The sequence below is a fragment of the Streptomyces sirii genome (assembly GCF_045690365.1).
GTDB classification, from domain to species: domain Bacteria; phylum Actinomycetota; class Actinomycetes; order Streptomycetales; family Streptomycetaceae; genus Streptomyces; species Streptomyces sirii.
In genome coordinates this window covers 3,529,359-3,549,993 of the sequence record NZ_CP147982.1, presented here as the reverse complement: position 1 = coordinate 3,549,993, position 20,635 = coordinate 3,529,359, and the positions used below count along the sequence as shown (strand labels likewise).

Annotated in this window: 17 protein-coding genes and 2 tRNA genes; 7 read left to right on the top strand and 12 right to left on the bottom strand. The window is 71.1% G+C overall.

Features of this window, described 5'->3' with window-relative positions; translation table 11 throughout:
* Positions 1-252: 252 nt before the first annotated feature.
* From WAB15_RS15880 to WAB15_RS15870, 3 genes are all read right to left on the bottom strand, one after another.
* Positions 253-2,214 carry a galactose oxidase-like domain-containing protein gene (locus WAB15_RS15880; RefSeq protein WP_407286660.1) on the bottom strand — a complete coding sequence of 654 codons (1,962 nt, stop codon included), beginning with the start codon at positions 2,212-2,214 and terminating at the stop codon, positions 253-255.
* Positions 2,211-4,118, bottom strand: a complete 1,908-nt coding sequence (locus WAB15_RS15875) for a glycosyltransferase family 2 protein (RefSeq protein WP_407286659.1) — start codon at positions 4,116-4,118, stop codon at positions 2,211-2,213. Before WAB15_RS15875 ends, WAB15_RS15880 begins: the two co-directional genes overlap by 4 nt.
* A 706-nt stretch (positions 4,119-4,824) precedes the next feature.
* Positions 4,825-4,898, bottom strand: a tRNA-Lys gene (locus tag WAB15_RS15870).
* A 456-nt stretch (positions 4,899-5,354) separates the two neighbouring features.
* Here WAB15_RS15870 and WAB15_RS15865 point away from each other — a divergent pair.
* The 3 genes from WAB15_RS15865 (at position 5,355) to WAB15_RS15855 (ending at position 7,774) form a co-directional block, all read left to right on the top strand.
* Complete coding sequence (locus tag WAB15_RS15865) at positions 5,355-5,774, top strand: SsgA family sporulation/cell division regulator (protein ID WP_399146880.1); 420 nt, start codon at positions 5,355-5,357, stop codon at positions 5,772-5,774.
* A complete protein-coding gene (locus WAB15_RS15860; RefSeq protein WP_407286658.1) occupies positions 5,774-6,994 on the top strand; it encodes a hypothetical protein in 1,221 nt (406 codons plus the stop codon). Before WAB15_RS15865 ends, WAB15_RS15860 begins: the two co-directional genes overlap by 1 nt.
* A 186-nt stretch (positions 6,995-7,180) precedes the next feature.
* Complete coding sequence (locus WAB15_RS15855; RefSeq protein WP_407286657.1) at positions 7,181-7,774, top strand: lytic polysaccharide monooxygenase; 594 nt, start codon at positions 7,181-7,183, stop codon at positions 7,772-7,774.
* A 93-nt stretch (positions 7,775-7,867) separates the two neighbouring features.
* Here WAB15_RS15855 and WAB15_RS15850 read toward each other — a convergent pair.
* The 6 genes from WAB15_RS15850 to ehuB all read right to left on the bottom strand — a co-directional run bounded on the left by WAB15_RS15850 (position 7,868) and on the right by ehuB (position 12,345).
* Positions 7,868-7,941, bottom strand: a tRNA-Lys gene (locus WAB15_RS15850).
* Between the two features lie 75 nt (positions 7,942-8,016).
* A complete protein-coding gene (locus WAB15_RS15845; RefSeq protein ID WP_407286656.1) occupies positions 8,017-8,775 on the bottom strand; it encodes an IclR family transcriptional regulator in 759 nt (252 codons plus the stop codon).
* A gap of 436 nt (positions 8,776-9,211) precedes the next feature.
* Positions 9,212-10,039: an ectoine/hydroxyectoine ABC transporter ATP-binding protein EhuA gene (ehuA, locus tag WAB15_RS15840; RefSeq protein WP_407286655.1), complete on the bottom strand. Its 828-nt coding sequence runs from the start codon at positions 10,037-10,039 to the stop codon at positions 9,212-9,214.
* On the bottom strand, positions 10,029-10,646 hold the full coding sequence (ehuD, locus tag WAB15_RS15835) for an ectoine/hydroxyectoine ABC transporter permease subunit EhuD (RefSeq protein WP_399147006.1): 618 nt from the start codon (positions 10,644-10,646) through the stop codon (positions 10,029-10,031). Before ehuD ends, ehuA begins: the two co-directional genes overlap by 11 nt.
* Positions 10,647-10,678: 32 nt before the next feature.
* Positions 10,679-11,410, bottom strand: a complete 732-nt coding sequence (gene ehuC, locus WAB15_RS15830) for an ectoine/hydroxyectoine ABC transporter permease subunit EhuC (RefSeq protein ID WP_407286654.1) — start codon at positions 11,408-11,410, stop codon at positions 10,679-10,681.
* The gene (ehuB, locus tag WAB15_RS15825) at positions 11,407-12,345 is read right to left on the bottom strand and encodes an ectoine/hydroxyectoine ABC transporter substrate-binding protein EhuB (protein ID WP_399146874.1); all 939 of its coding nucleotides are present in this window, start codon (positions 12,343-12,345) and stop codon (positions 11,407-11,409) included. The genes ehuC and ehuB overlap by 4 nt, the downstream gene beginning before the upstream one ends.
* A gap of 129 nt (positions 12,346-12,474) precedes the next feature.
* On the opposite strand from ehuB, the gene WAB15_RS15820 reads away from it, so the two are divergent.
* Positions 12,475-12,975, top strand: coding sequence for a DUF3830 family protein (locus WAB15_RS15820; RefSeq protein WP_399146873.1), 501 nt, complete (start codon positions 12,475-12,477; stop codon positions 12,973-12,975).
* A 48-nt stretch (positions 12,976-13,023) separates the two neighbouring features.
* Here WAB15_RS15820 and WAB15_RS15815 read toward each other — a convergent pair whose 3' ends face one another.
* Both WAB15_RS15815 and WAB15_RS15810 read right to left on the bottom strand, forming a co-directional pair.
* Entirely contained in the window at positions 13,024-14,439 is a 1,416-nt protein-coding gene (locus tag WAB15_RS15815; protein WP_399146872.1) for an amidase, read from the bottom strand.
* Between the two features lie 82 nt (positions 14,440-14,521).
* On the bottom strand, positions 14,522-15,496 hold the full coding sequence (locus tag WAB15_RS15810; RefSeq protein WP_407286653.1) for a D-2-hydroxyacid dehydrogenase: 975 nt from the start codon (positions 15,494-15,496) through the stop codon (positions 14,522-14,524).
* Positions 15,497-15,703: 207 nt separating this feature from the next.
* On the opposite strand from WAB15_RS15810, the gene WAB15_RS15805 reads away from it, so the two are divergent.
* The 3 genes from WAB15_RS15805 to WAB15_RS15795 all read left to right on the top strand — a co-directional run bounded on the left by WAB15_RS15805 (position 15,704) and on the right by WAB15_RS15795 (position 18,710).
* Positions 15,704-16,627, top strand: a complete 924-nt coding sequence (locus WAB15_RS15805) for a decarboxylase (protein ID WP_399146870.1) — start codon at positions 15,704-15,706, stop codon at positions 16,625-16,627.
* A 138-nt stretch (positions 16,628-16,765) separates the two neighbouring features.
* Positions 16,766-17,491, top strand: a complete 726-nt coding sequence (locus WAB15_RS15800) for a decarboxylase (protein WP_407286652.1) — start codon at positions 16,766-16,768, stop codon at positions 17,489-17,491.
* Between the two features lie 91 nt (positions 17,492-17,582).
* The gene (locus WAB15_RS15795) at positions 17,583-18,710 is read left to right on the top strand and encodes an LLM class flavin-dependent oxidoreductase (protein WP_407286651.1); all 1,128 of its coding nucleotides are present in this window, start codon (positions 17,583-17,585) and stop codon (positions 18,708-18,710) included.
* A gap of 109 nt (positions 18,711-18,819) precedes the next feature.
* On the opposite strand, the gene WAB15_RS15790 is transcribed toward WAB15_RS15795, so the two are convergent.
* Complete coding sequence (locus WAB15_RS15790; RefSeq protein WP_407286650.1) at positions 18,820-20,616, bottom strand: putative bifunctional diguanylate cyclase/phosphodiesterase; 1,797 nt, start codon at positions 20,614-20,616, stop codon at positions 18,820-18,822.
* Positions 20,617-20,635: the final 19 nt, after the last annotated feature.

Genomic DNA, 20,635 nt, shown 5'->3' with positions numbered 1-20,635 from the left:
TGGCCGACCGCGTCCGGCCGCGACGGAGGTGGGGGCGGCCGCCGGCGACCGCCCCCACCCCGTACACCGCGGCCGCCTCGGGACGCCCTAGGGGGTGTCCGATGGGTCAGGGTTGGATAGGCCGCGGCGTCTGGTGCGGTGCATCGCAAGGCGCCGGAGCGTCTTGATAGCGGAGCTATCGGGACGTTTCGGCAACGCCGCGAGGTGCCGTGCCAGACGCCGCGGACCCGGCCATGACCCATCGGACACGCCCTAGTTCTGCCCCGCCACGGGAACCCGGACCCACACCGCCTTCGACGGTGTGCCCGCTCCGTCGACCGCGTTGAGCATGTACCATCCGGGCGGCACCAGCGACGGGTCCTTGGGCAGCGTGACCGTCACACCGTCCTTGCCCTTCGTCACGGTGAAGTCCAGCGCGATCGACCGCTGTTCGATGTTGGTGACATGGGTGAAGGAGCCGGGCCGGATCAGCCGCATCTTCTTGATCGCGTCGGCGTGCGGGGCGCCGAACGTCGCGGTGCCGCCGAGCGGGACGGTCTTGGCGGCCCCGCCCGAGGACGTCAGCTCGGGGCGCGACTTCCGGAAGAGGTAGGGCGGCGTGTAGAGGTCGATCTGCTGCTGGAAGACGCCCGGCTTGGTGTTGTCCTTGTCGGCGTACAGCGAGTCGGAGCCGAAGGTCATCACCCGGCCGTCCGGCAGCAGCAGCGCGCCGGAGTGGTAGTTGCGGCCCACCAGCGGGTCGGCCACCTGCCGCGCGGTGTTGGCCGCCGGATCGTAGATCTCCGCCTTCAGGACGTTGGAGTCGCTGCGCCCGCGGTAGTCGCCGGAGCCGTTCGTGGTCAGCACCGAGTCGTCCGGCATGATCACGCTGCTCGGGTAGCGGGCCTTGGCGTACAGCGGCGGCCCGTCCTTGAAGCGCGGTGCGGGGGCGTGCAGATCCACGATCCGGGTCTTGTCCGTCGACCGCGGGTCCTCGCCGACCCCGCCGCCGCCCAGCACCATGTACCGCTGGTTCTGGGCGGGCGGCAGCAGCACCGACATCGACGTCTCCAGGATCTTCGGGTCGCTCATCCCGGGCACGACCTGGAAGGTGTTGGACTTCAGGTCCCAGATGCCGGGCGTGCGGCCGATGTTGTCCGGGCCGTAGCCGGCGTTGGAGCCGGTGTAGAAGATCCGGCCCCGGTCGGTGAGGAAGAGCGCGGGGTAGGTCGGGAAGAAGCGCTGCCGGGGGAGGTAGCTCCACTTCTTCGTCGCCGGGTCGTAGACCTCCTGCTTGCCGGGGACGACCTGCCCGATCTCGTCCAGCCCGGAGACGGAGAGGACCTTGCCGTCCTGCAGGGTCGTCAGCGTCGGGTACCAGCGGGCCTCGTTCATCGGGTCGACGGGGACGTAGCGCTCGGCCACGGGGTCGAACTCGAAGGAGTCCTTGATGCCCTGGAAGTCCTTCTTGTCGAAGGACAGCTTCTGCGCGATGCCGTAGAGGTTGTGGGCGTCGGTGCCGGTCAGGCCGTGGATGCGGTAGTTGTCCTGGGCGCCCGTGGAGTGCGCCGGGCCGTCCTTGAGCGCCTCGACGTAGACCCGGGCCTCGCTGTGGGTGACGGTCACCTTGCCGGTCACCGGGTCCTTGGTCTTCTTCGCCCGCGGCACCACGACCGGGTCCTTCGAGGTGAAGGTCTTGCCGTTCTGCTTGCCGGTGAAGAGCGTGCCGGCCGGGAAGGTTCTCGGGCCGTCCGGGTTCTCGTTGTAGATGATCATGAGGCCGCCGGCCTTCTTCACATCGCCCTGCAGCTTCTCGTAGCGCTGCGTACCGCCGGCGACCAGCAGCTTGCCGTCCGGGAGCTGGGTGTGCCCGGCGCAGAAGAGGTCCTTGGGCGTGGGGATGTTCTTGAAGGTGTTCTTCTCCGGGTCCCACAGGACCGTGCGGAAGGACTTGGCCCTGAAGTTCGCGGCGTTGTTGCCCGAGCCGGCGACCAGCAGCACCTTCCCGGTGTTCAGCAGGGCCGCGTGGATGGTGTTGATGCGGTACTTGTCGGGGACGTCGACGACGTCCCAATGGCCGTTCGCCGCCTTGTACTCGGGCTTGTTGATCTTGTACTCGTGGTACTGCTCCGAGGCGAAGCCGTAGAGGGCCGGCCCGTTCATCCCGGCCAGCGCGAGCACCACCGCGGTCGCTATCGCCACTCTGCGGGTGCGACGGCTCGGACGGTACTTCATGTGTGACGTCCCCCAAGGGCGATCTGCATGGTCTGTTCGGTGGAGGCGGGCTGGTCGGCGGCCGGGTCCGCGGGGTTCGTACCGTCCTCGGCGGCGCCGTCGCGGGCGGCCGCCTTCAGCCGTGCCCCCCGCACGCCCAGCCGCCAGGCCACGATCGGCGCCGCCGTGATCAGCAGCGCCAGCGACGCCCAAGTGATCATCGCCGGATGGCTGTGCCCCAGGACGAAGGAGGCACCCAGCGAGCCCCCGAAGACGAGCAGGAAAAACAGGTGCACCCGGAAGGTGCCGAAGAGGGTGTCCGGACTGGAGGAGTCGCCCTTCGGCGTGACCACGAACTTGCTCTTGCGGCGCAGTACGGCGTCGAACAGCGACCGGGCGTAGATCGGCGCCGACAGCGCGGACATCACCATGCCGGCGACGCCGCCGGACCCCTCCGGCTCGTGCGGCGAGACGTTGTGCCGGCGGTTCCAGACGTACAGCCCGATCTGCAGCGCCGAGGCGTTGCCGTAGAGCATCATCCACACCGACGGGTCGATCTGGACACCGGAGGCCCCCAGGCCCAGGAACAGCGCGCAGCTCAGCGCCGCCAGAATCCAGTTCAGCGCCGACATCGGGTAGAAGATCACCATCATGGTGTAGTTGAAGAGCCGGCCCGGCGGCAGCGTGAACGGCGCCTTCCAGAACTGCTTGAGGATCGTCTCGTACGTCCCGCGCGACCAGCGCAGCTGCTGGGTGAAGAAGTCCGTCCAGGCCGTCGGCCCCTCGCCGACCGCCAGCACGTCCGGCGTGTACACCGAGCGCCACTTCTTACCGGTCGCCGGGTTGCGGTGCCGGTGCATCTCGAAGCCCGTCGCCATGTCCTCGGTGATCGAGTCGTACAGCCCGCCGATCTGCTTGAGGGCGCTGATGCGTACGGCGTTGGAGGTGCCGACGAACATCGGCGCGCCGTAGCGGTTGCCGGCCCGCTGGATCAGCGCGTGGAAGAGGAACTGCTGGGACTCCGCGGCCTTGGTGACGAAGGTGTCGTAGTTGCCGTACACCTGCGGGCCGATGACGAAGCCGACGTCCGGGTCGCGGAAGAAGCCGAGCATCCGCTCCAGGTAGTTGGGCAGCGGGACGTGGTCGGTGTCGACCGAGGCGAAGTAGTCGTAGGCGTCGCCGTGGGCGTCCAGCCAGGCGTTGTAGTTGCCGTGCTTGGTCTTGGCGCGGTGCGGGCCCTTGGCCTGGTTCCACTCCGGCACGCCCTTGCGGGTGAAGTGGTGCACTCCGAGGCGCCGGCAGACCTCCTTGACCTCGGGGTCGTCGCCCTCGTCCAGCAGCCAGACGTGCAGCAGACCGCGGTGGCGCACCCGGACCGCCGCCTCCAGCGTCTTGGTGACCATCGCCAACGGCTCCTTGCCGGGCACGAAGGAGGTCAGGAAGGCGACGCGGGTGCCGCTCTCGGGTATGACCGGCACGGGGTCGCGGGCGACGAGCGTGGCGTGCGCGTTGGAGAGCACGTTCATGCACCGGAAGAACTCGATCAGCGCGATCGAGACCAGCATGACGGTGTCCAGCACCGGCAGGAACTCATACGCGGGGTAGTCGCGTTGAGTCCAGTGATCGGGTTGCAGCAGCCAGGCGAGCAGGCCCAGCGAGAGCAGCGGGGCCGCGCCGAGCAGCAGCGCCGCCCGGATGCGGTGCGGCTCGCCGGCGAGCAGCGAGCGGTAGCGGACCTGGTAGGGCTTGTCCGGGTCGGGCTGGGTGAGCGGTCCGGCCAGCCGGCTGTAGTGCTCGTAGTCGTAGCGCGGCAGCGGCTTGCGCTGGATCCGCCGCTGCCAGTGCTGGCGCGGCACGCGCAGGCGCGCCGTGGCGGACGGGTCGTACGGTGGCTGCGGCCGGGCGCCGTCATGCGGCGACGTCATGAGTCCATCCCCCCGCACGCAGCGGAGGCTGCGTGCCGATTGCTGATGGCCCGAGTCTCGGTCCCCCTCGACCGACTCGGGCTCACTGGTGTCGGCCGCCCACACCGTCAGACGGTGACGGCCGTCTTCCGGTTGCATGATGAACGCCCCGTCGATCCTGCCAAGCGGCGGGCTCCCCGCGTCCACATCACGCCAACCGGCGTTTCCTGTCCCCAACTCGCCGGAACCCCGCCACTTTTCAGCCGAGTTCCCAGGTCAGGGTCCCGAACCGGCCCCATGATCGCAAGACGGACCGAAGGGTATACGGACAAGAGTGTGCAAGGCGGGACGATGTATGGCGCAGCGCGCAAGACTTGAGTCCGACGGTGACTGCAACTGTCCGCTTTCCAGCGCACCTTGACGCGATGGCCGAGAGGCCCCACTCGACGCCGCGATCGAGTCCGGTTCGTCACTCCATGACGGGTTCGGCCGGTTCGCCACCTCCGGAGGGGTGGCCTCCGCCTGTCCGGAAATCGGCCGAACGCATGACTGTCACCCTGTCGTGCGATAGGGGCGTCGCCGCCCGCCCCGCCCCGCTCCGTGCGGCTCCCGCCGGGCCGGGTGTACGGATCGCCGGCGCCGGCGATGTGATCAAGGAGCCGCCGGCCGTCGCCGGGACATAGCGAAGTGGGCGTTCCCGGAGAACCGGAAACGCCCACTTCGTACGTGCGCCGCCAGGGACTCGAACCCCGGACCCGCTGATTAAGAGTCAGCTGCTCTAACCAACTGAGCTAGCGGCGCGCGCTGACCTGAAGAACTTTACACGAACTCGGAGGGTGCTCCGTACCCAGTGCCCGGCCGCTCACGCGCTCGGCTCATGTGATCCCCGTCACTTGCCCCCCTTCCGTCCGGGTGTCCTACCGCACCGGGCCCTCTCCGCGTACGGGCCGTAAGTCCCGTGATCTTGGGACCTTCGGCCGCCGGACCGCCCGAATTGCTCTGTGAGGATCGAGTTCGGCGCGTGTGTGCTCGTAGGGCATCGGTTGCCCCGTCAACATGCGATATCTCCCGCCGGTTGAGAGGCTGAGGCCGGCGCCGAGGCGAAGGAACGCACGCGAGCGAGGAGGGAGCCGGCCATGGCGTCCGTCACTCCTCTCACACCTCCCGCAACCCCACCCACCACAGCAACGTCTGCCAGGACGCGCGCCCCGGACCGGGTCACCGGGACTCGCCCCTCCGTCGGAAAGGTTGATCGTCATGGTGTCGACAGCCAAGCGCACCCTTGAGATGCAGCTCCTCCTCGGGCCGGACGACGCCGTTCCGGTGGCCGGCCGGTTCGGCTACCGCAGCGACCGCCCGTACGAGGTCGAGGTGGCCTTCCTCAGCCGCGGCCGCACGGTCTCGACCTGGCGGTTCGCCCGCGACCTGCTGCTGGCGGGGCTGTCCGGCGAAGTGGGGGAGGGGGACGTACGGGTGTGGGCCTTCCGCCGGCCGGGCGATGTGCGCCGCGTCCACTTGGAGCTGTGCACCGGCGACTCGGTGTGCGAGCTGTCCGTGCGCGCGACGGAGCTGACCGCCTGGCTGGAGCAGACGGCGGCGATCGTGCCGCCCGGCCGCGAGGACCGCTTCCTCGACATGGACACCCACCTGGCCCGACTGCTGGCGGGGAAGTGCTGATGGGGGGCACGGCGATGATGACGACGGCCATGGACGAGGTGGCGGCCGAGGCCGCGCGGGCGACGGAGGCCGGGCCGCGGGCGGTGACCGCTCCCGGCCCGGAGGCCGGCGCCCGGTCCGGCGTGCCCATACCCGCCCCCGGCATACCGCCCGCCGCCACCGCGGACCCCGCCGCACCCGCGCCCCACGACCCCTGCGCACACGGCTTCCTGCCCGAGCGGCCGCCGGTCCGTTCCATGATCGGTACCTGGACCAGGCTGGACGCCATGGCGCGGGCGGCCGCCGTCGCGCCCGACCGGGAGGCCGCGATCGCCCTGGTCGAACGCGCCCGCCGGGACGACGAGTTGGCCGCCCTGCGGCAGCGGGTCTCCCGCCTCTCCCTGCGCAACGCCGAGGCGGCCGCCATGCGGATCGCGGTCGTCGCGGTCTCGTGCGGATGGTGCGGGCTCGACCCGCAGGCGCCGGCCGCCCGCCAGGTCGCCGACGAGGCGTTCCTCGACCTGTGGGCGGCGATCGCACACCGCATCGACCACGACCAGTTCGTCGCGCTGCCCACCCTCGCCCTCCACAACTGGGCCCCCGAACGCAAACCGCGCCGCCATATCCCCATCGACCAGCTGGCCCGCACCGAAGCGCTCGTGCCGATCGTGCGCTGGGCCCCGGAGGGCCAGCCGCTCAGCCGCCTCGACCGGCTGATGCTGGCCGCGACCCGGCTGGAGGCGCACGGCATCTGGCTCTTCCGGCTCGCCGAGACCCTCGCGGGCCGCTCGCCCGACGACTGCTCCACCCCCACGGCGCTCCGCCGCCTGGTCCGTGTCCAGCACGCCCTGCGCGCCCAGCTCCACGCCGAGGCGGCCGAGCTGGCGGCCGCGCCGGCGACGCCGCAGCAGCGGGCCGTGCTCGGCGCGCTCGCCGAGCACGGCGCCCTGGAGCCCCCGGTGCTGCAGGCCGCCGACGCGGTGCTGGGCATCGGCGGCCGCCGCGTGGGCGAGGGCCGGCGCCAGCTGCTGCGCCGCCATCTGCCGGCGCAGCACCGCGCCTGGCTCAGCGCGATGGACCGACACTGCGCCCCCGTACGCACCCTCGCCCACCGCGGCGGTCCCGACGCGGCCGTCTACCGCGAGGCCCAGGAGTCGCTGATCGCCCTGCGTCGCACCTACACGGCGCTGGTGCAGGCCGCCGCCCGCCCCGCGACGGACCCGTTCCCGGCGGCTGCCTGACGCCCCCGGCCGCCCGCCCCGCCCGCCGATCGGACGGAGTTCGGGCGCACGTCGGCACACCGGACACTGTCATTGGTCTGGACATGACCAGTGGCAGTGTCTAGTGTGCCGTTTGGTCTAGACCGCGCTTCCCGCACCTCCCTCCTCAGCTCACAGAACCTCCCCCACGTTCTTCAGGAGCGAAGCATGCGCAAAAAGATCAGCGCCGCCATGATCGGCCTCGGCGTCCTCGGCGTCTCCCTGCTCTCCACGGGCAGTGCCGCCGGCCACGGCTACAGCGACGCACCCCCCAGCCGGCAGGCGCTCTGCGCCCAGGGCACCGTCAAGGACTGCGGCGCGATCCAGTACGAGCCGCAGAGCGTCGAGGCCCCCAAGGGATTCCCGGCGGCCGGCCCCGCCGACGGCAAGATCTGTTCCGGCGGCCATGAGAACTTCGCCGAGCTGGACGACCCGCGCGGCGGCAAGTGGCCCGGCACCAAGCTCTCCCCGGGCCAGGGCTACACCTTCACCTGGCGGCTGACGGCACGTCACGCCACCACCGACTTCCAGTACTTCATCACCAAGGACGGCTACGACCCGAGCAAGCCGCTCACCCGCGCCGACCTCGAACCCGAGCCGTTCATGACGGTCCCCATGGGCGGCGCGCGACCGGGCGAGACCGTCCAGCACCAGGGGACCGTCCCCACCCAGAAGTCCGGCCGGCACCTGATCCTGGGCGTCTGGAACATCGCCGACACCGGCAACGCCTTCTACGCCTGCTCGGACGTCGACCTCTCCTGACCCCCGGCGGCCTCCCCGCCTTCCCCCGGGAGCAGGATCCCGGACAAAGCGAAGTGGGCGTTCCCGGAGAACCGGAAACGCCCACTTCGTACGTGCGCCGCCAGGGACTCGAACCCCGGACCCGCTGATTAAGAGTCAGCTGCTCTAACCAACTGAGCTAGCGGCGCGCGCTGACGAAAGAAATACTACCTGGTCGAGAGGGGTGCTCGTGACCACCGCCCGCCGGGGCGCGCGTGCACCGCTCAGATCGCCAGCGACAGCAGCACCGGCGCGGCCTTGCGGTTGAGGGTGTCGGCCGCCTGGCGCAGGCGGTGGGCGTGCTCCAGCGGCATGGACAGCGCGAGGCAGCCGACCGTCGCGCCGGCCGTGATCGGTACGGCCGCGCAGACCGTGCCGACGGCGTACTCCTGAAGATCCAGGACGGGGACCGTCGGCGGCTGACTGTCGAGCTTGTGGAAGAGGACCTTCTCGTTGGTGATCGTCCGGGACGTGAGCCGGGCGGTCTTGTGCCGTGAGAGGTGGTCCTTGCGCCCGTCGTGGTCGAGCTGGGCGAGCAGGCACTTGCCGATCGCGCTGGCGTGCGCCGTGCGGTGGAACTCGGCCCACTCGTTGACCTTGGGGGCCAGCGGTCCGTCGGCGTAGTGGAGGATCTTGACCTCGCCGTCGATGTACCGGCTGATGTAGACCGCCGCGCCGACCGAGTCGCGCAGCTGGTCGAGGGTCACCTGCAGCTTGTCGCGCAGGGCCCGGTCGCGGTCGCCGCCCGACCCCAGGAGCAGGAGTGATGCACCGACGATGTACGCGCCGTCGGTGAGCTGCTCGGCATAGCCCTCGCGCCGCAGCATCGACAGCATGTGGGCGAGCTGACCCGGGGGCAGGCCGGTCTCCCGGGCGATCTGCGCATCCGTCACGCCACCGGCGTGCCGGGAGATCGTTTCGAGCACGCGAAGGGCGTACTGCACCGAATGGAACGGCGCGGTCGGCTCGGGCTTCAGCGCCACGGTGTCCCCCTAGCAGGTTGTTACCGCTTGCGTCGTGACCACGCTGAGCGGCACGGTCGCACATGCGCGACCGCGCCCGGACAGTGAGGCTGCTATCACGATAGCGGTCAACGGCCCTCGATGGAGGGGGTCTTGACTGAAAAGCAGTGCGTCTCGGTTTTCTGTACTGGGGCTTGAGACTCTGGCATATGCCAAGGTCACGAAGCCAGGCACGGGGGTGCTGCACACACCGGTGTCACCCGGTCGCGCCGGGGCGTAACCGGGAGAGGACCCCTGCGAGGGGGCGGAATCGGCCATTCTCGCGGCTGGTTCCGTCAGGTGCCGCGAGCGCCGGCTCAGGACGTCGTCATCGCCTTCTCGCCATGGGCGCAACGCGAGAGGTGGTGCGCCCCGGCCGGGACGCACCACCTCACTCACCGCGCCCATGGCGCGCGGTTCACAGCACCGCGCTCAGGAACTCCCGGGTGCGCTCGTGCTCCGGCTCGGTGAAGATCTTCTCCGGGGAACCGGACTCGATGACCCGGCCGGCGTCGAACATCAGGACGTCGTCGGAGATGTCCCGGGCGAAGTTCATCTCGTGGGTGACGCACAGCATCGTGATGTCCGTGGTGTGCGCGATGTCCCGCAGCACGTCCAGCACCCCGGCCACCAGCTCCGGGTCGAGCGCCGAGGTCACCTCGTCCAGCAGCAGCACCTGCGGGCGCATCGCCAGCGCGCGGGCGATGGCGACCCGCTGCTGCTGCCCGCCGGAGAGCTGGGTGGGGTACTTGTCGAGGTGCTCGGTCAGCCCCACCAGGTCCAGCAGTTCGCGGGCCCGCTCCTCGGCGGCGTCCTTGCTCATGCCCAGGACGTGCACCGGCGCCTCGGTGATGTTGCGCAGCACCTTCATGTTGGGGAAGAGGTTGAACTGCTGGAACACCATGCCGATGTTCTTGCGGACCTCCCGGGTGTGCTTCTCGCCGGCCGGTACGAGCTTGCCACCCTTCTCCTCGTGCGTCAGGTACTCGCCGCCGACCTTGATGGTGCCCTCGTCCGGCTTCAGCAGCGTCATCAGCAGCCGCAGGATCGTGGTCTTGCCGGATCCGGACGGGCCGATGAGGGTGACGTGCTTGCCCGAGGAGACGGTGAAGTCCAGTGAGTCCAGGACGGTGTTGGCCCCGAAGCGCTTGGTGACGTTGTCGAAGCGGATCAGCTCGGTGCCCTCCGCCGCGAGGACGGCCGCTTCCTCGGAGTGGTCCTTGGGGGGATTGCTGTCAGCGGACAAGACGACGCTCCAGGGCTCGCAGAAGCAGGGAGGTGGGGTAGGAGATGACGACGAAGAGGATGCCGACGACGGTGATCGGCTCCAGGTAGTCGAAAGTGGTGGCGCTGATGCTGTTCGCCTGGAAGAGCATGTCGGCGACGGTGATGCCGGCCAGCAGCGGCGTGTCCTTGAACATCGCGATGACGTAGTTGCCGAGCGCGGGCACCACCCGGCGGAACGCCTGCGGCAGGATCACCGCGATCCAGGTGCGCCGGCGCGGCAGGCTCAGCGCCGTGGCGGCCTCCCACTGGCCGGGCGGCACGCCGTCGATGCCGGCGCGGTAGACCTCGGCGGTGTACGTCGAGTAGTGCAGGCCCAGACCGATCACGCCCGTGGTCAGCGGCTCGAAGGTCAGCCCCCAGCTCGGCAGCACGAAGAACAGGAAGAACAGCTGCACCAGCAGCGGGGTGTTGCGGATGAATTCGACGACGGCGCTGACCGGCCAGGTCACCCAGCGGCTCGGCGAGCGCAGGGCCAGCGCCCACACCAGCCCGAGCGCGAAGGCCACCAGCGAGCCGTAGATCGTCGCCTGGACGGTGATCCACAGCCCCTTGAGGAGGTCGGGCATGATGTCGCCGATGTAGCTCCACGACCAGTTGTTCACGGCTTACCTCCGGTGGCCAGCGCCTCGGGGCCCTGCTTCTCGACGGGCAGCTTGCGGGAGAACCAGCCCTCGCCCTTGGGCACCGCCCGGCCGACCGAGGCCTTGGCGCGGCGCTCCAGCACCCGCATGACCCGGGTCACCAGGAACGCGACCACGAAGTACAGCACGAGGATGATTCCGTAGACCTGGGCGCTCTGGCCCGTCGACAGCCGGGCCAGCTTGGCCTGGAAGGTGAGCTCGCCGATGGACAGCAGCGACGCCAGCGCGGTGCCCTTGAGCAGCTCGATCAGCAGGTTGTTGAACGGCGGCATCATCTCCGGAACGGCCTGCGGCAGCAGCACCTTCCGCAGCCGCTGCCAGGGCGAGAAGCTCAGCGCGATGGCCGCCTCCCGCTGCGCGGCCGGCACCGCCTGGAGGGCGCCGCGCACGATCTCGGAGCCGTACGCGCCGTACGACAGGCCCAACGCCAGCGTGCCCGCCCAGATACCGACGAGCTGCCAGCCCAGCAGGGGCAGCGCGAAGAACAGCCAGAACATCAGCACCAGCGCCGAGGTGCCGCGGAAGAACTCCACGTACACACCGGACAGGAAGCGGACGATCCAGAAGCGCGAGGTGCGCGCCAGGCCGATGCCGAAGGCGACGGCGGCGGCCAGGGCGGCGCTGTAGACCATCAGCTGGACGGTGATCCACAGCCCCTCGAAGAAGAGTTCCCACAGCGCAGAGGTCACTTGTTACAGAGCTCCTTCGCGGTGAGGTCGGTCATGAACTCCTCGGTGAAGCCGTACGGCTTGGCGATCCGCAGCAGCTCGCCGCTCTTCTTCATCTTGTGCAGCTCGCGGTTGAAGGCGTCCCGCAGCCTGGTCTCGCCGATCCGGAAGCCGTAGCCGCCGCCGTCGCGCTGGAGCTTGCCGTCGACCTTCGGGGTGAACGGCGCGGTCATCTCCACCTTCGGGTGCTGACCGGTCTTCAGGGCCTCGATCATGGTCAGGGCGGTGCCGGCGAAGGCGTCGATCCGGCCCGCCTCCAGGGCCTCCATGCCGGCGATCTGGTCGCCGTAGGTCTGGATCGTGCCCCGCTTGACGCCGTTGCCGACCGCGTAGTCGATCTCCGCATAGCCGATACCGGTGCCCATGCGCAGGCCCTGCTCGGCGATGTCCGGATAGTCCTTGATCTTCTTCGGGTTCCCCTTGGGGACGAGGAAGGCGTCCTTCGACTCGTAGTCCGGATCGGAGAAGAGCACCGCCTGGCAGCGCGCCTTGTTGATGAACATGCCCGCGACGATCACGTCGTACTGGAAGGAGTGGAGGCCCGGCACGAGCGCGCCGAATTCGACCGGTACCGGCTCGAAGTGCTTGATCCCCAGCCGCTGGAAGATCGTCTTGGCCACCGCCGGCGCCTCGCCGGTCAGCTCGCCCTTGCTGTTGATGGAGGCGTACGGCGGTTCGCTGGCGATGCCCATGCGGACGGTGCCCTTGCTGCGCAGATCCTCTAGTAGATGACCGCCGCCCGTCGCGCCGGTGACGTCGACCCGGGAGCAGCCGCCGGTCGCCCCGACCGCACCCGCTGCGCCGAGCGCCGCTACCCCCGCGAGCAGCGACCGGCGGCGGATGCCGCGTGTCAATTGGCTTGTGATCTCTGTGGTGTTCCATGGTGGTGGAGCCATGGGCGCGCGGCTACCCGAACGCCTGGCGAGTATGCCGATCGTTTCCGGCCCTTGATACAAGCGGTTGGGAGTTGTGCCGTACTGTTCCATGCCGTTCCGTACGCCGGGATTGCCCCCTACGATCCGAGCATGACCGATCGCTTCATCGAAGTCTCGCTGGACAAGCGCGGCGTGCGCTGCACGGCGAAGTTGCTCGACGACCGCGCCCCGATCACCTGCAACGCCGTATGGGACGCCCTCCCGCTCGGCGGCGACGTCTACCACGCGAAGTACGCCCGCAACGAGATCTACGCCCTGCTGGCGCCGTTCGCGCCCGAGGAGCCGCCGCTGGAGAACCCCACGATCACCCCGATCCCCGGCGACCTGTGCTACTTCACCTTCAGCGACACCCAACTGGGCACCGCGTCCTACGGCTACGAGAGCCAGGCCGAGCACCAGGGCCGCGCCACCGTCGTCGATCTCGCGCTCTTCTACGAGCGCAACAACCTGCTGATCAACGGTGACGCGGGCTGGGTGCCCGGCATCGTGTGGGGCAGCGTCGTCGACGGCCTGGACCGGATGGCCGACGCCTGCCAGGACCTGTGGCGGGCCGGCGCCCTGGGGGAGACCCTCAACTTCCGGCGGGTCTAGGGGGCGTCCGCCCCGGGGGGTGCCCGACCCTGAGTCACCGGACCGGCCCTAGGGGGCCGGTGGCGCGGGGATCCGTGCGGCCCCCGCCTCGTAGAGGGCGTGCGCGGCGCGCAGCACCAGCGCGTCCGCGTGCCGGGCACCGACCAGCTGGACGCCGATCGGCAGCCCGTCGCCGTCCACCCCGCAGGGCAGCGACGCGGCCGGCTGCTGGGTGAGGTTGAAGGGGTAGGTGAACGGCGTCCAGCCCGTCCAGCGGGTGTGGCCGGATCCGGACGGCACTTCCACGCCAGCCTCGAAGGCGGTGATCGGTTCGGTCGGGGTCACCAGCAGGTCGTAGGCGCTGTGGAAGCGCCCCATCGCCTGGCCGAGCGCCATCCGGGTGTCGACCGCGGCCAGATAGTCCAGCGCGCTGTAGCGGGCGCCCTGCTCGCAGATCTCTTGCAGCCCCGGATCGAGCAGCGCACGGTCCGCGTCGTCCAGGTGCTGCACCACCCGCGCGGCACCGCTGAACCACAGCGTGTGGAACGCCTCCACCGGGTCCGCGATGCCCGGGTCGATCTCCTCGACGGACGCGCCGAGCCCGGCGAGCGTCTCGACGGCGCCCCGCACCGCCGCGGCGACCTCCGGCGCGACGGCCACGTCCCAGCCGAGCGACGGACTGTAGGCCACCCGCAGCCCGGAGACCGGACCGGCCAGCGCGTCCCGGAACGAGCCGGCGGCGGGGCCGAGCTGCGACCAGTCCCGCCAGTCCGCGCCGGTGACCACATCCATCAGCAGCGCCGCGTCCGCCGCGTCGCGGGTCATCGGGCCGACGTGCGCCAGCGTCCCGAACGGGCTCGCCGGATACAGCGGCACCCGCCCGTAGGTCGCCTTCAGCGCGAAGATCCCGCAGAAGGACGCCGGGATGCGCACCGAGCCGCCGCCGTCCGTGCCCAGACTCAGCGGCCCGGCGCCCAGCGCCACCGCCGCCGCGCTGCCGCCGCTGGAGCCGCCCGCGGTGCGCCGCGGGTCGTACGGATTGCCGGTCACCCCGTGCCGCGGGCTGTCGGTGACCCCCTTCCAGCCGAACTCCGGGGTGGTGGTCTTGCCGACGAACACCGCGCCGGACTCCCGCAGCCGGGCCACCGCCGGCGCGTCCTCCTCCCACGGCCCCTCGGTCCGCACCGTCCGCGAACCGCGCAGCGTCGGCGCGCCCCGCGTCAGCAGGATGTCCTTGACGGTGACCGGCACCCCGTCCACCGGCCCGGCCGGCGCACCGGCCCGCCAGCGCTCCGCCGACTCCTTGGCGCCCGCCAGCGCCTCGTCCGCGTCGATCAGGGTGAAGCAGTTCGTGGCGGCCTGTGCGGCCTCGGCGCGTGCCAGGACCGCGTGGGCGGCCTCGACGGGGGAGAACTCGCCGGCGGCGTACCCGGCAGTGAGTCGGGTGGCGGTCAGATCGGCGAGGTCGGTCGGTTCGGTGGTCATGCGTCCTCCGCGCGTTGGCCGCCCCGGGGCGGGGCGGTGGGTGGGGGCGGGGCGCCGCGCCGCGGCCCGGCGGTCCGCGCCGTCACTGCACCGGTACGTACCCGAGCCGCTTGTCGACGACGTTGTGCAGCGGCTTGCCGGCCGACCACTGGTCGAAGTTGTCCTGGAACTGCTCGGCCAGCGCATCGCGCCAGCCCAGCGTGTCGCCGCTCATGTGCGGCGAGATGATCAGATGCGGCACGTCCCACAGCGGGCTGTCCGCCGCCAGCGGCTCGCGCTCGAAGACGTCCAGCGCCGCCGCCGCGATCCGCCACCCGCGCAGCGCCTCGACCAGGTCGTCCTCGACGACCAGTGGGCCGCGCCCGACGTTGATGAACCGCGCCCGCGGCGGCATCCGCGCGAACGCCGCCCGGTCGAACAGGCCGCGGGTGGCGTCCGTCAGCGGCGCCGCGCAGACCACCCAATCCGCCTGGGGCAGCAAGTCGTTCAGCGCGTCACTCGGGTGTACGAGGCCGAATTGCGGATCGCCGGCCCGCTCCCGTCGGCCGACCAGATCGACCTTGACACCCAGTGCCAGGAGGGTGGTGCCGATGGCCCGGCCGATCGGCCCGGAGCCCACCACGACCGCGCGGGTGCCGGCCAGCCGCAGTGTCTCGCGGTGCTGCCAGCGCCGCTGCCGCTGCAGCTCCCAACTTCCGTAGAAGTCCTTGGCCATGGCGATCACCAGGCCGGCCACGTACTCGGCGATCGGCTGCTCGAAGACGCCGCGGGCGTTGGTCACGATCGTGTCGTCGGCGATCAGGGCGGGGCACAGCAGCCGGTCCACGCCCGCGCTCGCCGTGTGCACCCACCGCGGCCTGGGGCCCTCGCGGGGCCAGGCCGCGCGGATCGCGTCGGAGGTGAAATCCCAGGCCAACAGCACGTCGGCGGTGGGCAGTAGGCCGGCCAGGGAGGACTCGTCAGCGAAGATCACCCGGGCCCGGCCGGCCAGCCGGTCGAGCTTGGGCGGCGGGTCGGAACCCAGGACGAGGACCGTGGTTCCGGTGCTTTCGGACATAGGCCAGAAACCGTTCTGAAACGTGAGCCCCTTTCACTGGAAAGGGGCGCCGACAGATGCCTGAGATGCGAGGATTGACCACGCTAGGAAGTCGTATCTACCGTGTCAACAACGGCATCTGTCCCGACGTCCCGGCTTGATCCGGCTGCACAGCCTTCCCCCCGGCCACTGGCCTGGCCATCAGCCCTTCGTTTCTAGGGGCCTTCAATGGACGTCTCCTTTCTGGGTGGTCCCCAGCCTCAGCTCGGTGTGGGCGTTGTCGCCCCTTTTGACTTCGCGCTCGACCGCGAGCTGTGGCGCTGGGTTCCCGACGACGTGTCCCTCCACCTCACCCGAACTCCGTTCGTGCCCGTCGAGGTCAGCCTCGACCTGGCCCGTCTGGTCAGCGAGCACGAGACACTGGACGCCGCCGTCCAGGCACTGTGTGCGGTATCACCGCAGGTCATCTGCTATGCCTGTACCTCCGGCAGCTTCGTCGGCGGGGTCGCGGGCGAGCGGGCCATGTGCGCTGCCATGGTCCAGGCGGGGGAGGTTCCCTCCCTCACCACCTCGGGCGCGCTGATCGAGGCGCTGCGCGAGATCGGCGCGCGGCGCATCGCGGTGGTCACGCCCTACACCAAATCGGTCACCGACTCCCTGGAGGACTATCTCGGCGAGGCGGGCATCACGGTCACCGGCCGCGCCTACCTCGGACTGACCCGGCACATCTGGAAGGTGCCCTACCGAGACGTCGTCGACATGGCCCGCGCGGCCGTGATCGGCGCCGCCGACGCCCTCTTCATCAGCTGTACGAACCTGCCGACCTACGACGTCATCCCGCAGCTGGAGGCCGAGCTGCGGATGCCGGTGCTGTCCGCCAACCAGGTGACGATGTGGGCCGCGCTGCGCGCCATCGGCGTGCCGGCGGTGGGCCCGTACCAGGCCCTGCTCGATCCGGTGGCGCGCCGCGGCCCGGCCGCCATGACCGGGTCGGAGCCGGTGGTACCGGGAGGACCGGGAGCAGACGTACCGCGGGCGACCCCCGAGGCGGCCTTCGCCGGACCGCCCGCGCCGCCGGAGGGGGATCCGGTGGACGGCGTCGATCCCAAGCCCTACCCACCCGAGGATCCCGGCCCGCTGCCCCCGGTTTGACGGCCCCGGTCCCGGACGCTGCCGGCGCCGCCCGTGTCGCCGGCAGCGCTCCTCCCGACAGCTCACCGCACCACCGAAGAGCGCACCCGCACCATGAACACCACGGCACCCGCAGTCGTACACGCAAGGGAGACCCGCATGGCATCGGTCGGCTTCCTCTACCCCGGCCACTCCGCCGAGGACGACTACCCCCGGCTGGAGGAGATCCTGGGCGGCGCGGTCCGCCTGCCGCTCGTGCACACCGACATCGGCGAGGACGCCCACCGGGTCGACGCGCTGCTGGAGATGGGCTCCGCCGCCCGGCTGGCGGCCGGCGTCGCGGAACTCAAGGAGCGCGGCGCCCAGGCCGTCGTATGGGCCTGTACGAGCGCCAGCTTCGTCTTCGGCTGGGAGGGCGCCCAAGAACAGGTCAGGGAGCTGTCCGCCACCGCGGGCCTGCCCGCCTCCAGTACGTCCTTCGCCTTCGCGCACGCCGTGAGGGCGCTCGGCGTCCATCGAGTCGCGATCGGCGCGACGTACCCGGAGGACGTGGCCGAGCACTTCCGCTCGTTCCTGAAGTCCGCCGGTGCGGAGGTCGTCGCCACCCGCGGCAGCGGCATCATCACCGCCGCCGAGGTCGGCACCTGGGGCCGCGAGGAGGTGCTCGCGCTCGCCCGCGCCGGCGACCACCCGGACGCCGAGGCCGTGCTGCTGCCCGACACCGCCCTGCACACCGCCGCGCATCTGCCCGCCCTCGAAGCGGCACTGGGCAAGCCGGTGCTCACCGCCAATCAGGTGACGGCCTGGGAGGGGCTGCGGCTGTTGGACCGGACGCTGTCCTGCCCGCAACTGGGGGCGCTGTTCTCGCCGGCCGCGCAGGAGTAGCGGGCCGCGGTACGCCGAGCCGGGAATAAGTGGAGAACCTCTCCGGTTGTCGACCTCGCAGACCCAGCGCCAAGCGAGGAGGACCCGCACTGTGAGCGGCGTAGACGACGAGACCCGGGCCGGCCGCGAGGCGGGCCACGACGCCGGAGACGGGATACGGGGCAGTGCCCAGGGCAGCGCCCCGGTCCCGCTGTCGGTGCTCGACCTGGTGACGGTGGGCGCGGGCAACACCGCATCCGGCGCGGTGCGCACCGCCGTCGACCTCGCCCGTACGGCCGAACGCCGCGGCTTCCACCGCTACTGGGTCGCCGAGCACCACTCCATGCCCGGCGTCGCCTCCTCCTCGCCCGCCGTGCTGCTCGCCCACCTCGCCGCGCACACCCGCCGGATCCGGCTCGGCTCCGGCGGTGTGATGCTGCCCAACCACGCCCCGCTGGTCATCGCCGAGCAGTTCGGCACCCTGGAGGCGATGGCTCCCGGCCGGATCGACCTGGGCCTGGGCCGCGCTCCGGGCACCGACGGCGCCACCGCCGCCGCGCTCCGCCGGACCGAGCAGCTGCACGAGGGAGCCGATGAATTCCCGCAGCAGCTGGTCGAGTTGACCCGCTTCCTGGACGGTTCCTTCCCCGACGGGCACCCGTACGCCAAGATCCACGCGGTCCCCGGCCCGGTCCAGGCCACCTCGCCCGGCGGCGTCCAGTCGCCCCACCGGCCGCCGGTGTGGCTGCTGGGCTCCTCCGGCTTCAGCGCCCGGCTCGCCGGCACCCTCGGACTGCCGTTCGCCTTCGCGCACCACTTCTCCGCGGCCAACACCGTCCCCGCGCTCGACCTCTACCGCGCCTCCTTCCGCCCCTCCGAGGTGCTCGCCGAGCCGTACGCCCTGATCGGGGTCGGGGCGCTGGCCGCCGAGGAGGAGCGCGAGGCCCGCCGGCAGGTGATGACCGGCGCCCTGGCCATGGTCCGGCTGCGCACCGGCCGCCCCGGCCTGGTCCCCAGCCCGGAGGAGGCCGAGGCCCACCGCTTCAACGAGTTGGAGCGCGGCTTCGTCGACAGCTGGCTCGGCAACGTCGTCCACGGCACCCCCGACGCGGTCCGCCAGGGCCTGGACGACCTCGCCAAGCGCACCGGCGCCGACGAGCTGATGATCACGGCCAACGTCCACAGCGGCGCGGCGCGGCTGCGCTCGTACGAGCTGATCGCGGACGCCTACGGCATATAGCCCCGCCCATGGCGTGGTGGCGGCCGTCGGTCGTCGCGCCGGCCGCCACCACGCCGTACGGCTCGGGGGAGGCGTCCCTCGGATGGGGGAGCCCCCTCGGAGTACCGCCCTAGATGAAGAGCGCCGCCACCCGTTCCGGGGCCACCGGCCGGGAGTACAGCCAGCCCTGGCCGGTGTCGCAGCCGATCCGCCGGAGGCGCTCGGCCTGCTCGGCGCTCTCCACGCACTCGGCGGTGACGGTCAGGCCCAGCCGGTGCGCCAGCGCCACCAGCGCCTCGACGATCATCTCGTCCGCCGGATTGGGGTGCTCCTGGGAGCGGAAGCCGTGGACGAAGGAGCCGTCCAGCTTCAGTACGGACACCGGGAGGCGACTGAGGTAGGCGAGGTTGGAGTAGCCGGTGCCGAAGTCGTCGATGGCGATGCGCACGCCCATGTCGCTCAGGGCCTGCAGGGCCTGGAGCGGCCGGCCGGCCGAGCCCATGACCGCCGACTCGGTCAGCTCCAGCTGCAGCAGCTCCGGCGGCAGCCCGGTCTCGGCGAGGATCCCGGCCACGTCCGCGACCAGGTCTGAGTCCCACACCTGACGTACGGCCACATTGACGCTGACGAACAGCGGCTGGCCGCCGGGGTGCGCCAGCTGCCAGGCGCGCGCCTGATGGCAGGCCCGCTCCAGGACCCACCGGCCCAGCTCGACGATCGCGCCGTTCTCCTCCGCCAGCGCGATGAACCGATTCGGCGACAGCGTCCCGAACTGCGGATGCCGCCAGCGCACCAGCGCCTCCACGCCCTGCGCCCGGCCGTCACCGAGGCCGACGAGCGGTTGGTACTCCAGGGTGAACTCGCCGCGGTCGACGGCCGGGCGGAGCGTGCTGGAGAGCGCCTGGCGCGTCATCCGGTGCGCGTTGCGCTCCGGGTCGAAGAGCGTCCAGCGGGCCTTGCCGTCCTCCTTGGCCCAGTACAGCGTGGTGTCCGCGGCCTGCATCAGACCGGTCGCGGTGGTGCCGGTGGCGGCCCGCTCCACGACGCCGATGCTCGCCGACACCGACAGCCGCTGCCCGGCCAGGTCGAACGGGCGCTGCAGCGCGTCGAGCACGCACTGGGCCAGCTCGGCCAGCTGGTCGGTGCCGGTGGAGTCCTCCACCAAAAGAGCGAACTCGTCACCGCCGAGCCGCGCCACCAGATGCTCGCCGCGCCCCGTCGCGCGCTCCACGGCGCTCTGCGCGCAGCGCGTCAGCCGCTGTGCCACCGCGCTCAGCAGCCGGTCGCCGACGCGGTGTCCCAGGGTGTCGTTGACGGCCTTGAAGCCGTCCAGGTCGAGGTAGCACAGCCCGATCCGGCCGGTGCCGGTCGGCTCGAAGGACGCCGTCTCCAGCGCCGCGGAGAGCCGCTCGAAGAACAGTGCGCGGTTGGGCAGGCGGGTCACCGGGTCGTGCATCTGCAGATGCCGCAGACGGGCCAGCAGATCGTGCCGGTCGCTGATGTCCGCCACCGACAGCAGCAGCCGCTCCTCGCCGCTGAGCGGCTCCGGGGTGAGCGGCTCGACGGTCACCTCCACCCAGACCGAGTGCCCCTCGGGGTGTTTGAGGCGGCGGGTGCAGCGCAGCCGTTCGCTGCGGCCGCACAGCACCTCGCGATAGGCGGTCCACACCCGGGGGTCGGCGCCGAGGTCGGTGAGGTCCGCCGCGGTGGCGGCGACCAGCTGGTCGGGGTCGGTGCCGACCAACTCGCCGAAGGCGGGGTTGGCCGCGAGGACCAGCCCGTCGCGGTTGAGGACGGCCATCGCCAGTCGTCCGGCGTGGAAGGCGGCGCGATAGTCGCCGAGTGAGGCCGCCGAGTCGTCGCAGCGGCCGGTGGGGGTGTGCCGGGCGTCGGCGGATTCTTTGGTCGTGCCGTTACGTTCCGTCACTGAGGGCAGTGTCGCTCCC

Bases quoted from the DNA above. Each gene is read 5' to 3' on its own strand.
- ehuD (WP_399147006.1), bottom strand. From the start codon at position 10,646: ATGCCCGACCTCCTCAAGGGGCTGTGGATCACCGTCCAGGCGACGATC.
- WAB15_RS15815 (WP_399146872.1), bottom strand. From the start codon at position 14,439: ATGACCACCGAACCGACCGACCTCGCCGATCTGACCGCCACCCGACTC.
- WAB15_RS15800 (WP_407286652.1), top strand. From the start codon at position 16,766: ATGGCATCGGTCGGCTTCCTCTACCCCGGCCACTCCGCCGAGGACGAC.
- WAB15_RS15810 (WP_407286653.1), bottom strand. From the start codon at position 15,496: ATGTCCGAAAGCACCGGAACCACGGTCCTCGTCCTGGGTTCCGACCCG.
- WAB15_RS15855 (WP_407286657.1), top strand. From the start codon at position 7,181: ATGCGCAAAAAGATCAGCGCCGCCATGATCGGCCTCGGCGTCCTCGGC.
- WAB15_RS15880 (WP_407286660.1), bottom strand. From the start codon at position 2,214: ATGAAGTACCGTCCGAGCCGTCGCACCCGCAGAGTGGCGATAGCGACC.
- WAB15_RS15865 (WP_399146880.1), top strand. From the start codon at position 5,355: ATGGTGTCGACAGCCAAGCGCACCCTTGAGATGCAGCTCCTCCTCGGG.
- WAB15_RS15805 (WP_399146870.1), top strand. From the start codon at position 15,704: ATGGACGTCTCCTTTCTGGGTGGTCCCCAGCCTCAGCTCGGTGTGGGC.
- ehuB (WP_399146874.1), bottom strand. From the start codon at position 12,345: ATGGCTCCACCACCATGGAACACCACAGAGATCACAAGCCAATTGACA.
- WAB15_RS15860 (WP_407286658.1), top strand. From the start codon at position 5,774: ATGGGGGGCACGGCGATGATGACGACGGCCATGGACGAGGTGGCGGCC.
- WAB15_RS15875 (WP_407286659.1), bottom strand. From the start codon at position 4,118: ATGACGTCGCCGCATGACGGCGCCCGGCCGCAGCCACCGTACGACCCG.
- WAB15_RS15820 (WP_399146873.1), top strand. From the start codon at position 12,475: ATGACCGATCGCTTCATCGAAGTCTCGCTGGACAAGCGCGGCGTGCGC.